The 13489-nt window shown below is 58.0% G+C and carries 10 protein-coding genes; 6 read left to right on the top strand and 4 right to left on the bottom strand.

From position 1 onward, the window contains the following. Positions 1-17: 17 nt before the first annotated feature. The gene (locus ACJO3M_RS02710) at positions 18-587 is read right to left on the bottom strand and encodes an NnrU family protein (protein ID WP_406999485.1); all 570 of its coding nucleotides are present in this window, start codon (positions 585-587) and stop codon (positions 18-20) included. 45 nt (positions 588-632) lie between these two features. Continuing rightward, positions 633-1292 carry a DUF2238 domain-containing protein gene (locus ACJO3M_RS02705; RefSeq protein ID WP_406999484.1) on the bottom strand — a complete coding sequence of 220 codons (660 nt, stop codon included), beginning with the start codon at positions 1290-1292 and terminating at the stop codon, positions 633-635. Between the two features lie 125 nt (positions 1293-1417). Here ACJO3M_RS02705 and ACJO3M_RS02700 point away from each other — a divergent pair, with 125 nt between their 5' ends. After that, positions 1418-3124 carry a BamA/TamA family outer membrane protein gene (locus ACJO3M_RS02700; protein WP_406999482.1) on the top strand — a complete coding sequence of 569 codons (1707 nt, stop codon included), beginning with the start codon at positions 1418-1420 and terminating at the stop codon, positions 3122-3124. A 49-nt stretch (positions 3125-3173) separates the two neighbouring features. Further along, on the top strand, positions 3174-3497 hold the full coding sequence (locus ACJO3M_RS02695) for a hypothetical protein (protein WP_406999480.1): 324 nt from the start codon (positions 3174-3176) through the stop codon (positions 3495-3497). 13 nt (positions 3498-3510) lie between these two features. On the opposite strand, the gene ACJO3M_RS02690 is transcribed toward ACJO3M_RS02695, so the two are convergent. After that, positions 3511-5562, bottom strand: coding sequence for a M60 family metallopeptidase (locus ACJO3M_RS02690; protein ID WP_406999478.1), 2052 nt, complete (start codon positions 5560-5562; stop codon positions 3511-3513). A gap of 287 nt (positions 5563-5849) precedes the next feature. Here ACJO3M_RS02690 and ACJO3M_RS02685 point away from each other — a divergent pair, with 287 nt between their 5' ends. Further along, positions 5850-6392 (top strand): Crp/Fnr family transcriptional regulator, encoded by a 543-nt coding sequence (locus tag ACJO3M_RS02685; RefSeq protein WP_406999476.1) that lies wholly within the window; start codon positions 5850-5852, stop codon positions 6390-6392. Here the strand turns inward: ACJO3M_RS02685 and ACJO3M_RS02680 are convergent. Then, a complete protein-coding gene (locus tag ACJO3M_RS02680; protein WP_406999474.1) occupies positions 6367-7110 on the bottom strand; it encodes a substrate-binding periplasmic protein in 744 nt (247 codons plus the stop codon). The genes ACJO3M_RS02685 and ACJO3M_RS02680 overlap by 26 nt on opposite strands. A 201-nt stretch (positions 7111-7311) precedes the next feature. Between ACJO3M_RS02680 and ACJO3M_RS02675 the strand changes: the two genes are divergently transcribed. The 3 genes from ACJO3M_RS02675 to ACJO3M_RS02665 are packed head-to-tail and all read left to right on the top strand — an operon-like array spanning position 7312 to position 13466. After that, positions 7312-9681, top strand: a complete 2370-nt coding sequence (locus ACJO3M_RS02675; protein ID WP_406999472.1) for a hypothetical protein — start codon at positions 7312-7314, stop codon at positions 9679-9681. A 30-nt stretch (positions 9682-9711) separates the two neighbouring features. Further along, complete coding sequence (locus ACJO3M_RS02670) at positions 9712-11343, top strand: toxin-antitoxin system YwqK family antitoxin (RefSeq protein ID WP_406999470.1); 1632 nt, start codon at positions 9712-9714, stop codon at positions 11341-11343. A gap of 23 nt (positions 11344-11366) precedes the next feature. After that, complete coding sequence (locus ACJO3M_RS02665; RefSeq protein ID WP_406999468.1) at positions 11367-13466, top strand: WD40/YVTN/BNR-like repeat-containing protein; 2100 nt, start codon at positions 11367-11369, stop codon at positions 13464-13466. Positions 13467-13489: the final 23 nt, after the last annotated feature.

Here is a 13489-nt window from a genome sequence, read left to right as displayed (position 1 = left end):
ATGCAGGAACGTGTTTATCAGACCGGCGCCACACCAAAGAGCCACTGGTGAGCCCAGAACACCGTCACCACATACACTGCAAGGCCGCCGACAATGGCAATGGCGTCATTCGCCTTGCTGGCCGGGAGTGTGGCAATGGGCCGCTGGGCTCTGCGTTTCAGGGAGATCCGGTCGACCACGGCCCATGCCAGGAAGGAGCCGAACAGTAACAGGTCATGAAGCATTCCGTTGGCCAGCAGGTGAGCCAGCGCCCAGAGTTTGACCGCCACCAGCATCGGGTGCCCCAGTTTTGCCTTGATCTTACCCGGGAAATAGGTGGCGAACAGCAGCGGAAAAACCGGAATCAGAAGTAGCATGGCCAGATGCCGGAGCCAGCCCGGTGGCATGTAGACCACCGTCGGATCCAGGCGGGCGGCCCCATAGCCCCAGATGATCAGCACCAGACCGATCAGGGAGGCCAGCGAGAAGAGCCCCTTGAACGTGGCTTCGCCCAGGGAGGCATGCAGGCGATTACGCAGCGGCTCGTTGACGATGGACAGCGAGTGCAGACCGAGAAACAGAACCAAACCTACGATCAGTGTGGTCATTTTCGTTAGCTCCTTGTTGTTTTGTTGACCGGGGCCGTTGTGCCTTCACGGCCTGAAGAACCGGGGATTGCGCTCAATGAACGCGTCGATCCAGCGTTCCAGGAATGATCGCGCACCGGGATTCTTGAGGTAGCGCCAGCCCAGTACCGAAATTACCAGAGCGCCCAGGGCATCGACGATCAGGTCCCACATGGTATCCGTCAGCCCGGATGGGTCACCCAGCATGGGCTTTTGCATGTTCATGCCGAACACGGAATCCATGGTGAATTCGACTATTTCCCACAGCGCACCCACGCCCAAGGCGAACATGAACGCGAAAAAGGCCACAAAACCAGGCTTCATGTGGACCTGGATTTTCTCAGTCTCGTTCATTATGTGTACAAGCAGAAAGCCGAGAATGCCAAGCAAAAAGCCGGACAGGGTATGTAATGCCATATCCCACCACCAGAATCGGGTGTAGTAATCGCGTATCTCGCCCAGGAACAGGGAGGCGAACACGAACCCGATAGCTGCGAGTTGAAGTTCTGGCGGGATGTGTATGCGGAACCGACGTTCAAATAGCACCGGAAAGAACGTGATCGCGATGATCATGGCGGTCAGGAACGCGGTAAACCAGCGTTGGCCCCATATGGCGAAGACTGTCTCTGCCAGCAGAATCAGCTGCAGTGCAATGGTGATTCTTTGGTGGGTGATTCGGATGCGCATGGGCCGGACGTTCCAGAAATCAAAGCATTTACCCTAACATACCTGGAACAGTTGATAACGCCGATGTCTATAAGTTCAAGGCATGCCTTGTCACTGACGCAGGCCGGAACAGGCGCTATAGTTGGATGATGCTTAGAATGTGTCGCCCCCTGCTGGTTTATTGGATATCTCTTCTCAGCCTGTCTGCCGGGGCCCAGCCCCCTACAGAAAACTGTGTTGCCAGCGAAGTTCAGCCGGAGGCGATTGATCTTGATCAGCCCCGGGACCAGCTGGCGCGGCAGAGTGACCTGGTGATTCCGGAGGGGGCCCGCATTGGTCGGATTCGTGTTGTTCGCCGCCCGATTTTCGATGTCAGTGATCCGGAACAGGACAATGTTCTCTACCGGATGCTGAACGCACTCAATACGCCCACCTGGGAGTCTGCTTTACGCGCCCAGTTGGTATTCGAAGAAAGTGATGTCTACCAACCGGACCTGATCGCCGAGTCCGAACGCATCCTCCGTCAACGCGAGTACCTGACGGCTGCATGGGTCGGTGTGACCCATGTGTGCGGCAATGAGGTAGAGGTGAGTGTTCTGGTGCGGGACACCTGGACGCTGCTGCCCACCGTTGGGGCTTCGCGGTCCGGCGGCGACAACACGACCAACACCGGGCTGTCGGACCCGAATTTTCTGGGGTCCGGAAAAAGCGTGGGGGTGTCCTACACGAGGGATTCCGACCGCACCGAAACCAGTGTGTATTTTGATGATCCGAACGTCTTCGGTTCCCACTGGCAGAGTGGATTTGCCTACGATAGACGAAGCGATGGCCGTGGTCGCAGTGCCTACCTGGAACGCCCGTTCTACAGCGAGCAGGCGAACTGGCGTGTTGGACTGAGTGGCGTGGACGATGTGCGCGAGGAGTCCCGCTTTGTGGGTGCGGAAGACATTGCGGATTACCGCCGCAGCCGCGACTACGTCAGTGTCGATGTGGGATGGCGGCTGGCGGAGCGCAATGATCGCCAGGTGAGGCTGCTGGCCGGCTACCGCTATGAAGCACTGGATTTCGAACGTCTGCCGGATGAGCCCAACCTTGACGTGTTACCGGAAGATCGAACGGTGAGCTACCCGTGGATTGGCTTTGACTACCGCGAGAACCGGTTCCGGGAAATGACGAATCTGACCCGACTACAGCGGGTGGAGGACGTGCGGGACGGTTTTGTGTGGCGCACGGAACTGGGGTATTCCTCCCCCGGGCTCGGTGCCACCGAGGACCGCGCCGTACTGAATATGGATTTTCGCGACGCGCTTCTGACCACCGATACCAATTACGCCAGCTACGGGTTCAGCCAGAGTGGCACCTGGCGATTCGATGAGAGCCGGGTCGAGAACCTGTTGGGGACACTCAGTGTGGAATACTTCCATGGTGGTTCGGTGCGCTGGAACAGCTGGTACACCAATCTGTCTTTTACTGCTGCCCACAACCTGACCGTGGACCAGCAGCTACTGATCGGCGGTGATACCGGCCTGCGCGGTTATCCGAGCGAGTACCAGCAGGGTAACCGGCGGGCGCTCTGGACGATCGAGCGGCGCTACTTCCCGGACTGGCATCCTTTCAAACTGTTTCGTCTTGGCGGCGTTCTGTTCACGGACATAGGGCGAGCCTGGTTCAGTGACGGCCGGAACAACGGTCCGGATGAAGGCGTGCTGAAAGACGTGGGTTTTGGGCTGCGGCTGGCGTCGAGCCGGATTGAGGTGCAGAGGATGCTGCACCTGGATTTTGCTTTTCCGCTGGATGGGGACGACAGCATCGACGACATGCAGGTGCTGTTGCGGGGCAGGGCACGCTTCTAGCAGAATACGCCCTTCATATTGCGAGCCAGCAAGAGGAGACACTCGGCCAATGTCAGAAGAGCCATTGAAAACCCTGTCCGACATGGCCAGCGATGCCCATGCCCGAATCCAGGCCACTCACCAGCACATTAACCCGGTGGTGGAAGTGCGCCGCGGCATGCGGGATTCCGGTATCCCCGCCGATGTCATGACCATCGACTGCCTGCGCACCCGCCGCCGCATCACACTCATCCTGCACGATGGACAACCCGGTATGGTGCTCTACCAGTTTGTGACTATGGATGATGAGGTTGGCAACGATTTCAAACAGGTGCCCCTGTCCGATATGGATGTGGGCACGCTGTTTGACTGGATGCAGGATTACTTCGGTTGAGTGGAAGCACGTTTCAATAGGGCCTGCCGCGGACTTGCGACAGGTCCGTCGGCGGATTGGGGAGGCTCAGGGCCTCGACTCTCCCAATGGCTTCCGGACTGATGGGGACCTGCCAGGTGTTAAAGTGGTCTGTCAGGTCATAGCCGCTGACTTCGCTCATCACTTCGTACCAGATATCCCACTGAGCCTGCTCGCTGTTGCAGATCTGGTTGCGACGGTCCCCGGGGAGTTCGCGCAATTGTCGCAGGGCGTTACGGTAGTTGTCCCAGTGACCAGGCAAGCCATAGATCATCTGCATCTGAAAAATCAGTTTCTCCCACACATCGAAATCATTAAAGCCACTGACGTCGTTGAGACGGCTGATGGCACTGTCGTATCGGTTATCGCTTTCAATGCGCGCGGGCAGTCCCACCTGCTCTTCAACGTAGTTGCTCCAGAGGTTGACTGTGGACTCTACGCCATAGCGGTAGGATGAAAGGCACTGATGCTGGTAATTGTGGCCAATTTCGTGCGCCACGCCCCAGCTGAAGACGCTGTCCGACAGCCGATCGATGCGGAATCCGGGCTGCGCCATGATGGGAAAGCCCGCATGGGCGAATCCGGCGCTGATTTCCACATCCTGGACCAGAAACTGGCGGCCATCCGGCCAGCGGTGAACGCCGGTGCCGTCACGGTCGAAACCTGTGATGTGGCGGCTCAGTTCCATTACCGTCTCGTAGTTCTGCATCAGTTCAACAGGTTGGTCTATGGCTTCCCAGCGCTCGCGGTCGTACAGGCCTATAGCAATTTGCGGGGCCTGTAATATGGCAAAGGGTGCGGGGTGGTGGCGAGCTTCCAGCCAGTCCTCGTGATCCTGGCTCGTCAGGTCAAAAAAGGGCTGGCGGATGCCGCCGAGAACCTGGACCCAGGAAGTATGTTCATCGTTGCCGGTAGACTCGATCACGATGCTGCCGCCATAGGGATTGCGGACATAATTGTCCCCAGCCTGGAGCGCGACCCGCAGGCTCAGGCTGCCGGGGCGCTTGAGCTCGTCATCGCTGTTGCCATGTCCGAGGCGGAGGTTGTCTGTACGTACGTTGATAATGGCGAAAAGGCCCTCGGCCTGTGCTTTATCATCTTCGACGTGAATGCGGACAATCTCTCCCGGCGCAGCGTAGGTGCGGCTGAAAGTCCAGTTTTTCAGTTGCGCGCTCCAGCCCTGCACGCTTCCATTGTCGAAGCGACGGTCCACGGGAAAGCGTATGGCAACCCGCTCGGCATCGGTGGGCACATCGCCGGCAAATAGATGCAGCAAGTCACTGCGGTCATACAGTTGGGGCGCTGGTGGCTGCATGGCATTGAGCGCATCCAGTTCAGCCTGTTGGGTCGCTTGGGTGCTGTCGGTGATGGGGAAGTCGACGGTTACCGGGTAGCTGTCTACCTTGTCTTGAACGTCGCTCAGAAAGCTGAAGCGCTGATTGTGCCCGCCGTGGGCGGCCCAGGTGACAATACGCTGGTCACCGGTCACATCAAACACCTGGTTGGAACCAACCAGGCCCATGGCCCCGTCCGGCTTGAGTTCAAACTGCTGGCTGGCCTTGCCCGCTGTACAGGCTTCCAATATGGGTTGTTTATTGGTTCGGGCGCTTATACAAAGCCCGCCCAAGCTGAGTAGCTTATCCACGCGCAATATCTGCTGCCGCGCAGAGCCATTGCAGGTTGCGAGGGTAACGGTACTACCGGGTACTGGCGGGTCGTTGCGACTCGACAGGCACTGGCCCGGCCTTGCTTCCACAAGGATGGCTTCCTGGTCTTCCAGGTCCATGACATCCGGCGTCGTCAGCTCGTTTGGTTCCGGAATCGGTATGGCTTGCCAGGGACTGGCGCTGCGCAGCTGTTCGTCCAGTGTCGGTGAGCTTGTCGTCTGCGGTGTTGAGGTCGCCGGCGGAGATGTGCCATGGGATGAGTCGTTTTTGTTGTCACCACTGCCACTGTCCAGGCAGCCAGCCAGCAGAAGGCTGGAGGTGAGAATCAGGGTAAGAGCGCTCTGAGGTTGGGATAAAGCACGTTCGGTAGGGGACTGCATGACCTTTCCTTGTTGGTTCTTTGCCAGGAATATTTTGAAAAACTCCCTGATGACCCCTTGCGCCAAGGGGGACCAAGATTGTGCCCGGAATGTGCGAGCCAGGTAGGGAATGTCTTCACAGTTCGATGGTTACGAACTGTAACATTCGGTTTGTTAGTGGCAGTTCGCATTTGCCTCACTAACAGGGAGTTCCGGGAACATCTCGGGGGCGGCGGAGCCCTGTTTGGGCTGGGACGATAGGCTATACTCAGAAGAGCAGGGAACCAGAAACACCGAGTGGCAGCCGCATGAATGAGATCGATGCCCTGGAATTCTGGCAGGCGCAGGGCCCCGCCTATTTTCGTGAACTTTCCACTTTAGGCGCTCTTCCTGACCAGGTGATACTGCGTCTGATGCAAGGCGGGCGGGTGATTGCGCTCGACGCCGGAGAACGTCTTTATAGCGCCGGTGAGCGTAGCGAATCCTTCTATATTGTTTTGAGCGGCAGGGTTAATACCTTCATGCCGAGGCATGATGGCGGTTGGACACTCGCGCGCAGCCATGAAACGGGCGACGACATGGGCTTCGTGCCAATGATCGCCCTCAGGGACCGCCCTGCCAGCACGACGGCGGATGTGGACTCGGTCGTGCTTGAGATCAGCTGCGCTCAGTTCATAGAACTGCACCAGCGCGACCCGGAAGCTTTCGGCGTTATCCTGTTAAATCTGGGTCGCGGCATGGCGCGGGCAATCATAAGCATGGCTACCGTATTGGCTGAGCAGGACAATCAGCTGCATGCGGCCTATTCGTCGTCGCCCGGCTCTGTTACAAGCCGTAAGACTGAGAAATAGTATCCTTTTCCCCGGATTCAACCAGTTGTTGATAGCTTTCATTCAGGGCGCGCAGAATCTCAGGATCGGTGTCTTTGTGAACCGCGAGGTACATGGGGGTTTCGCGGAAGACCAGGACTGGTTCGAGATCGGTCACGTCTGAGGCATCAGCGGCCAGGTACGGGCCTGCCAGGCCGTCCGCTACCCACAGATCAATCTGATCCTGAACCAGACGGCGAGCGTTAAGGCCATTATTACTGATGGCAGACACGTTGAAGCCCTTGTCTGTCAGGTAGCCGGTCATGACATCGCCTTTATAGCCACCGATCCGGTACTCCCGGGCGTCTTCCAGATTCTTCAGCTCGATCGACGATCCCGGCTCGGCAAACAACGTCCACTTGATGGACGACAGCGGGCCCACCCAGTTGAATGACGGCTCACGATCCTCTGTTTTGGATACGCAATAGATGCCGTGGTCCGGGTGGCGTTCGGTGCGGTTAAGACCATAACTGAGATCCCGGAGTTTGATGCTGTATTCCAGGTTGGCCTGTTCCACCAGTGCCTTCAGCACGTCAGTACAGAGGCCGGTTATGTCTTTTTTCGAGTGGGCAAACGGCTGGCCGTTGGTGGTCATGTTGTAAGGAGGATACTGTTCAGTATAGATCCGCAGTTCCTCGGTAGCAGTAGCGCAACCTGCCATCATCAACAGGGCCATTACAAGCCCGACTTTTCCTTTCATGAACCCACTCCACTTGTCTGGTTACGGTATTTTGGGAGCGCGGTATGATATTGAACGCGGACCCAACATGACATGCCGGAATCTTCTTCTTTACATTTTCACAACACAGTGACAATCAGACGGGTCATTGAAAAGCAGGGCGTAGACGCTACAATGCTGCTCTCAAGAATCTGGCAGTTTGTCCACGGAGGGGCGATTAGCATGTCTCGCAAGGTTGCGATTGGCTTTGGTTGTATTGTTTTTGCTGCAGTGTCTGCAGGGGTATTGGTCTGGCTCTCCCAGGAGCGCCTGACATTCAGTCCGGAGCCGGGCACCTCTCGCACTTTCGTTATTTCCTCCGAAACTCACCTTGAGCCCCAGAAAGGCGGCCGGTACGCCCGTGCCGAGACCCTGACCATTTCAAACGTGCTTAATACACGCGTAGAAAAAGTGGATGATGGTGCTGCGTCGCTGAACACGTCGGTTGTGCATGCGCTGATGGGCAATGGGCGACGCGTGCTTTTCGATACCGACGACATTAATCCCGATGATGAGCAGGAGAACCTGATCGCCCGATTGATGCGTGCCGGTCTCAATGAGGTGGTGGACGAACGTGGCCAGTTACAGGAATTTTCGTTCGCGGATATGGACGCATTTTCGGAGCTCTCCGATTCCGCTCCCGAAGCCATCGGTGAGCTGGGGAAAGCCATGGGGCTGGCGGGCCTGTACCAGCCGGAGTTCCCGACTGGAACCTTGCGCAAGGGATTAAGCTGGCAGTCTGAGCCGCTGGAAGGTGGCGCTGTTGAGCTGCCGGCCATGCATTATGAGGTGGTGGCACTGTCACCGGAGCGGATTACCGTGACTCTCAGGGAGTCTGGTGTTGCTGACGAAGAGCCCGGTAGCCTCGGCTTCCTGGTGTTCGAGCGGGCCACCGGTTGGCCTTTGCAGGGCCGGCTGTTGGTCAGGCAGAGCCAGTCCCATGGAGACCGGACCTATGAGGTTACCTCCTATCTGAGTATGTACCAGCAGGGTCATCCGATGAAGGTGACGGATCAGGTGCTGGAAGGCTGGGCCATCAATGCTCTGAATGGATTCCCGGTCGATCTGGACGACCCCGACATGCGTCGTTATATGGTGCCGCCATTTGTTACTGATGCCCTGGATGAGCGACTGGCACGATTGCAAGACACCATGCTTTGGTTTCCGCCGGGTCCAGGCGGCCGGGACAGCGGCCTGCAGTTGTCTCAAGAGGTTATGATGGACAGCTTTGTTGAGCTTACGTCATTGCACGGAGTGAGCTTGTGGGATCAGGACGACAACCCCATAAAGCCTGGCATCGAAGTCAATCCGCGATTCCGCCCGGGGGCCCTGGCTGGGCTGGGTACGGAGGAGCCCCGGGATCGGAATCCGTTTCAGGTGGGCCAGTTGTCCGCACAGGAGCTGGAGGCTATTGATCGCCTTGAGCTCGATCTGGCCCTATCGGTGCCCGGGGAACTGGTGTCGTTTGAGATCGATCGGTCAGGGGGCGTGATTGCTGGTGATGCAGGCGTATATCAGGCGGAGGTACTGGACTGGACTAACGAGCAGGCCAGGGTAAAACTGACGCACGCCGACGACGGAGCGTTTGGTCGCTGGAGTCAAATCTCGGCGTTGCCCCAGGGGAGCGATGGAGAGCCCATCACCCATTTTGGATACCGCCGAAGCATCTCTGTGCTGGAGCCGTTGCGCTCGGATTTTCTTGAAGCAACCGACCGAGATTCCGATTTTATGGCGTTTACCCGCTTCATTCGGCCAGAGCTGCACCCGCTTGGTGACGAGTGGGTGGGGAGCGACCGCATTATTGAAGTGAGAACGCGCGAACCGATCAGCTCTCTTATGATCCATGTTCTGCCAATGAAGCCTCACCGGGAGGTGCTCTCGGTGCAAAGTGCGGGGAAAACTCTGAAGGGGGGGCCGGTAGTGGGTACCCGGGTGCTGGATAAATACAAAGTGCCCACCTTCGAGTTCGCCGAAATAGACATGGACAGCGTTTCAGCCGAGGGCGCGGGGAACAACCGCCTGAGCGTGCAGATGCCGGACCAGGGGGACAATCGCTGCAGTGTCAGGCTGCTTTCGCCGCTTGAGCACCAGGGTCGCCCCCTTTCCCTGAAATCAGCAGGAGGTTATGGCCACAGCGAGAAGGTTCTGTCTACAGATCACGGCGTCCGTTTCTTCTACGACATGCAGGTGTCACTGCAGGCCCAGTGTCTGACGCGGATTGACGTGCGTACCGAGCCGGTGGATGACAGCGAGTTCCTGCAAAGAGTGGATCCGTTCACCATCGAAATCAGTGAGCAGCTGTACAACGATATAGATCGGGTACAGGCGATGCGATCCGGTTCGTACTTTGGTGAGCAATACCCGCTGATTGGCCGCAATGGTGACCAGCAACCGCTGGTGATCCTGTCGCGGATGGACCAGTACCAGGGTGAAGAGGCAGCGCCGGATTCCCGCCGGATCCGGTTCTGGGGAAAAGTTGAGGAAGTGACCTTTCCGGTTCTGGCCGGGAAGGAATCCCGCCAGATTGATATCGAGTTTCCGCCATTGCCGTAAGGATACGGGCCGAACGTCCAGGATGAGACCATGAAACACGTTGTACTGCTATTTCTGCTTCTGTTTGTCGCCACTTCAGTCCAGTCCGCCCAGCGGGTATGGCTGAACAGTGACGGCGCCTATTACGACCCGGACAACCTCTCACACCGGAAGAGTGCGTATTACGACCTGCCCCTGGAGCCGGACGGAGAGCTCTTCCGGCTCAAAATATACTATGCCTCCGGTGCCATGAAGCTTGAGGGTACCACTCACCACCCTGAGTGGTACCAGCAGGAGCTGCTAGGCGACTTCCGGGAGTGGTTCGAGGATGGCACGGAAAAAGCCAGTGGCCACTACGTCACGCGTGACGAAGTTTGTGACTGCGGAAACCTGTACCCGGTCAAGCACGGCACCTTTACGGAATACCACCCTAACGGCCAACTGAAAAGCCAGCGCGAGTATATCGGCGGGGGGCTGGCCGACGGCACCTATCGGGACTTCGATGCCGAAGGCCGCCTGGTGAAGGAATTCACCATTCTTCACTTCAAGTATCACGACACCTTTTCGGAGTACGAAGACGGTGAGCTGGTGTCCCTGCGTAACTATACGCACGGTCAGCGGCATGGGGAGCAGAGCTGGTTTGATGCCCAGGGCCGGCTGACGAGACTGGAACACTACCAGGAAGGAAAACGACACGGGGTCATGCGTACGTTCCGGGACGGTGTACAACTGACGGATCACCGCTACGAACAGGGATACCAGCGCGGGCCGCAAACTGACTACCACAGCAATGGTCAGGTGCGACGTACCTATGTGGCCAGTAATCACCGGGGAAAACCGGAGGGCGACGATGTGTATTACCGGGAGGACGGCGGCAAAAAACGTCATATCCACCGGGTTCTGGATGATTCCGGGCAGGTAACCGAGCGTACGGAAAAGCGTTTTCATGACAATGGAAAACTCGCTTTCCGGGAACAGGAGCAGGGCGACTATCGGCTTCGGGAAGTCTACAGCGCTGACGGTCAGCTCACCGAGCGTTTGGAAAGCGACGAGAACGGTAGGCAGGGCCTGGCGCTGACATCCGGATGGAGCGGTACGATTCGAGAGCATTACCGGGATGGCAAGAAACACGGCCCCCACCTGACAGTCTCCGACAATGGCGCTCGCAAGGAAGGCACCTACGAGAACGGTCTGAAAACGGGCCTTTGGGTGGAAACCGCTGCGGATGGGTCTCGCGTTGCCCGGCGGTACAAGGCCGGTGAGTTGCATGGTCTTCAGGAGAGTTATGATGTCTTGGGTGAGCGCATTGAGTTCTCCAACTACCGTGACGGCAAGCTCCATGGCCCCGCCAATATGCAGGGTTACCTGGGCCATCGGGAGGTCGCTGAGTACCGTCATGGAGAACCCCATGGGGATTATCTCAAAACCACGGACGATGGGCGGGTGCTGCATCGTGGCCAGTACATCAATGGCAAACCCGAAGGCGTTCACTATCACTTCACGGAAGACGGCCGAATGACTGCGAAGGAATCCTATCAGGCCGGTGAGCGTCACGGAGAATGGATCGAAACCGGCTATGACGGGCAGGTTGTCCGCAAGGTGACTTACCGCCACGGCGAAGAGGTAGCGAACATCAGTCTGGATTCAGCGGGCGGGGGGCAGCAGCCCTCCTTCCTGCGTTAATTTATCGTTCAGGGAAGGACTTAATGACTGTTTCTCGAATATTGACTGTGGCCCTTGTCGTCCTCCTGCTGGCGTCGGGTATGTGGTGGGTGAAAGCGAACGGCTTTCTGAATGATACCGCTCCGGTGATCACGGATGAGGCAGCGGGGTGGCCTTCAGGGAGTGGTCAGCGACACATCTTTCTGGATATTGCCGCCGTTGGTGACACCCTGATCGCGGTGGGCGAGTCTGGCCAGATATGGCGTTCCAGCGATGCCGGGGAAAGTTGGCAGAGTGTTGACAGCGGGGTAAGCGGGTTGCTGACGGCAGTCAGCGCTGCTTCTGGGAAAGAGCTTTGGGCGGTGGGTCATCGCGGTACCGTACTGTTCAGTGACGATGCAGGTCTCAACTGGCAGCAACGGCCTCCGGGCGGCCTGGAAAGTCCGGATTTTGTCGCGCTGGATGTCGCATTTGGTTCCGAAGGCCATGGTTACATTGTGGGAGCGGACGGGTTTCTTATCGTTACCAGCGATGGCGGCGAGACCTGGTCCCGGCAGACTCTGCCCAACCGTTATCGTCCGTCGGACCTGAACGCAGTGGCGGTAACACCCGCAGGCCGGGCGCTGGTGGTGTCGTCCGAAGGCAATGTCTATCGTCAGGGCGATGACGGAGATGATTGGGAAGCGTTGGGTCAGGTTAGCTACAGATCCCTGAACGGTATCCTTATACTCTCTGGCGGCGACAAATGGCTGGTGTATGGTGAGGGCGGACAGATCTATGAGAGCGCCGATGCCGGGGCCAACTGGCAGCAGGTCAAGTCGGTCAGTAAAGCGCCGTATTTTGCTGGTCGGGTCCTGACTGATGGAAGCGTGGTGCTAGGCGGCGGCAGCGGCGTCGTGGTGAAGCGGACGCCGTCGGGTGAGCAATTCCATCTTGACTCAGCCCAGGCCCACGGAACCATTCTGGCGGTTCACGAACGCGCTGATGGCAACCTGGTGGTTGCAGGTGAACAGGGTCTCGGTTGGTCTGACGGCATGGATTACCGGTTTGAGGGCGACGAGTACGGTGCCACGGGCCGAAAGAGGGTACAGCAGAGGCTGGACGGCTGGCTCACCCGACAGCTGTTGGCATGGAACAATGAGCGGCGTTCCTACTATTCCGATAACGAGCCACGTATCAAACAATGGGTGAGAGCAACCCTGGCCCCGGCTGAGCATCGCGAGGCTTCCCATGGGGTTTTCACCACCGGGGTCTATCAAGACATCCGCACGGAAATCAAGAGCCTGGAGGAAGGAGAAGCCGGGCTTCAGGTGTATTCTCTGTGGTCACCGGGAGTCTACATCCAAAAGATGCAGAGTGGGGCCGGTAGAACGCTGCGATTCCCGGTAGACATGACTGACGATGAATACGACGACGCGGAACGGATGGCTCTGGTCCGTCGAGTAAAACAGGCGGGTCTTGACGGTGGCCTGGTGGGCCCGGGCCTGGCCACGACATCGTTCTTCGTGACTCAACCGCAGAGCGGGGAGGGCGAGAGTGGAAACGCCCTGCCTCAGTTGGCAACAGGCTTGTTTGCACAGCCCGGGGAGGAGCGTAGCTTCAGTGTGCAGGGGCTATGGAGCCAGCGTCTGGAGCAGGTGGTTGATGCAACTCCCGAGGAGGGCAGCGCTGATACCCCGGCCTCGGAAGCCAATGAGTTCCATGGCCGAGAGGACTTTCTCTACACCGTTACCCGAGGTGAACAGGCCTACGGCTGCGAGGAACAGGAAGTGGCAGCCCGGACACCCGAACTGGAGCAAAAGCTCACCACCCTCGATGGGGTGGTGAAGACTCTCACAGTGGCAGAGCAGGCTAAGGGGAGCCGTGCAATGGCCAAAAATGCGCATTGGAAGTGGTTTACTGCTGACGCGCCTTCTGGCTACCAACGCAGTGAGTATGGCGAGTGGGCTGATTACTCTTGTGTGAAAACTCTGGCTATTGTGTATGGAGCGCCGGGCAGCAGTAACATCGCCGTGGCGTTACAGGCAGAGGTTGATGAGTGGCTAAGTGGAAGTGGTCTGGCGTGGGGACCAGGAGATCTGGAAGTTCACGCATACCGGCTGACGACTGCCCCAAGCGTTGCAGACCAGGATCAGAACTTTTGAGTTCGGCTTGCCGGCGGCAGCGC

It is taken from the genome of Marinobacter alkalisoli (genome assembly GCF_045449795.1).
GTDB lineage: Bacteria > Pseudomonadota > Gammaproteobacteria > Pseudomonadales > Oleiphilaceae > Marinobacter.
This window is presented reverse-complemented; position numbering and strand designations above follow the sequence as displayed.

Coding starts and splice junctions, on each gene's coding strand:
- ACJO3M_RS02690 (WP_406999478.1), bottom strand. CDS start 5,562: ATGCAGTCCCCTACCGAACGTGCTTTATCCCAACCTCAGAGCGCTCTT.
- ACJO3M_RS02695 (WP_406999480.1), top strand. CDS start 3,174: ATGTCAGAAGAGCCATTGAAAACCCTGTCCGACATGGCCAGCGATGCC.
- ACJO3M_RS02700 (WP_406999482.1), top strand. CDS start 1,418: ATGATGCTTAGAATGTGTCGCCCCCTGCTGGTTTATTGGATATCTCTT.
- ACJO3M_RS02675 (WP_406999472.1), top strand. CDS start 7,312: ATGTCTCGCAAGGTTGCGATTGGCTTTGGTTGTATTGTTTTTGCTGCA.
- ACJO3M_RS02670 (WP_406999470.1), top strand. CDS start 9,712: ATGAAACACGTTGTACTGCTATTTCTGCTTCTGTTTGTCGCCACTTCA.
- ACJO3M_RS02705 (WP_406999484.1), bottom strand. CDS start 1,292: ATGCGCATCCGAATCACCCACCAAAGAATCACCATTGCACTGCAGCTG.
- ACJO3M_RS02665 (WP_406999468.1), top strand. CDS start 11,367: ATGACTGTTTCTCGAATATTGACTGTGGCCCTTGTCGTCCTCCTGCTG.
- ACJO3M_RS02685 (WP_406999476.1), top strand. CDS start 5,850: ATGAATGAGATCGATGCCCTGGAATTCTGGCAGGCGCAGGGCCCCGCC.
- ACJO3M_RS02710 (WP_406999485.1), bottom strand. CDS start 587: ATGACCACACTGATCGTAGGTTTGGTTCTGTTTCTCGGTCTGCACTCG.
- ACJO3M_RS02680 (WP_406999474.1), bottom strand. CDS start 7,110: ATGAAAGGAAAAGTCGGGCTTGTAATGGCCCTGTTGATGATGGCAGGT.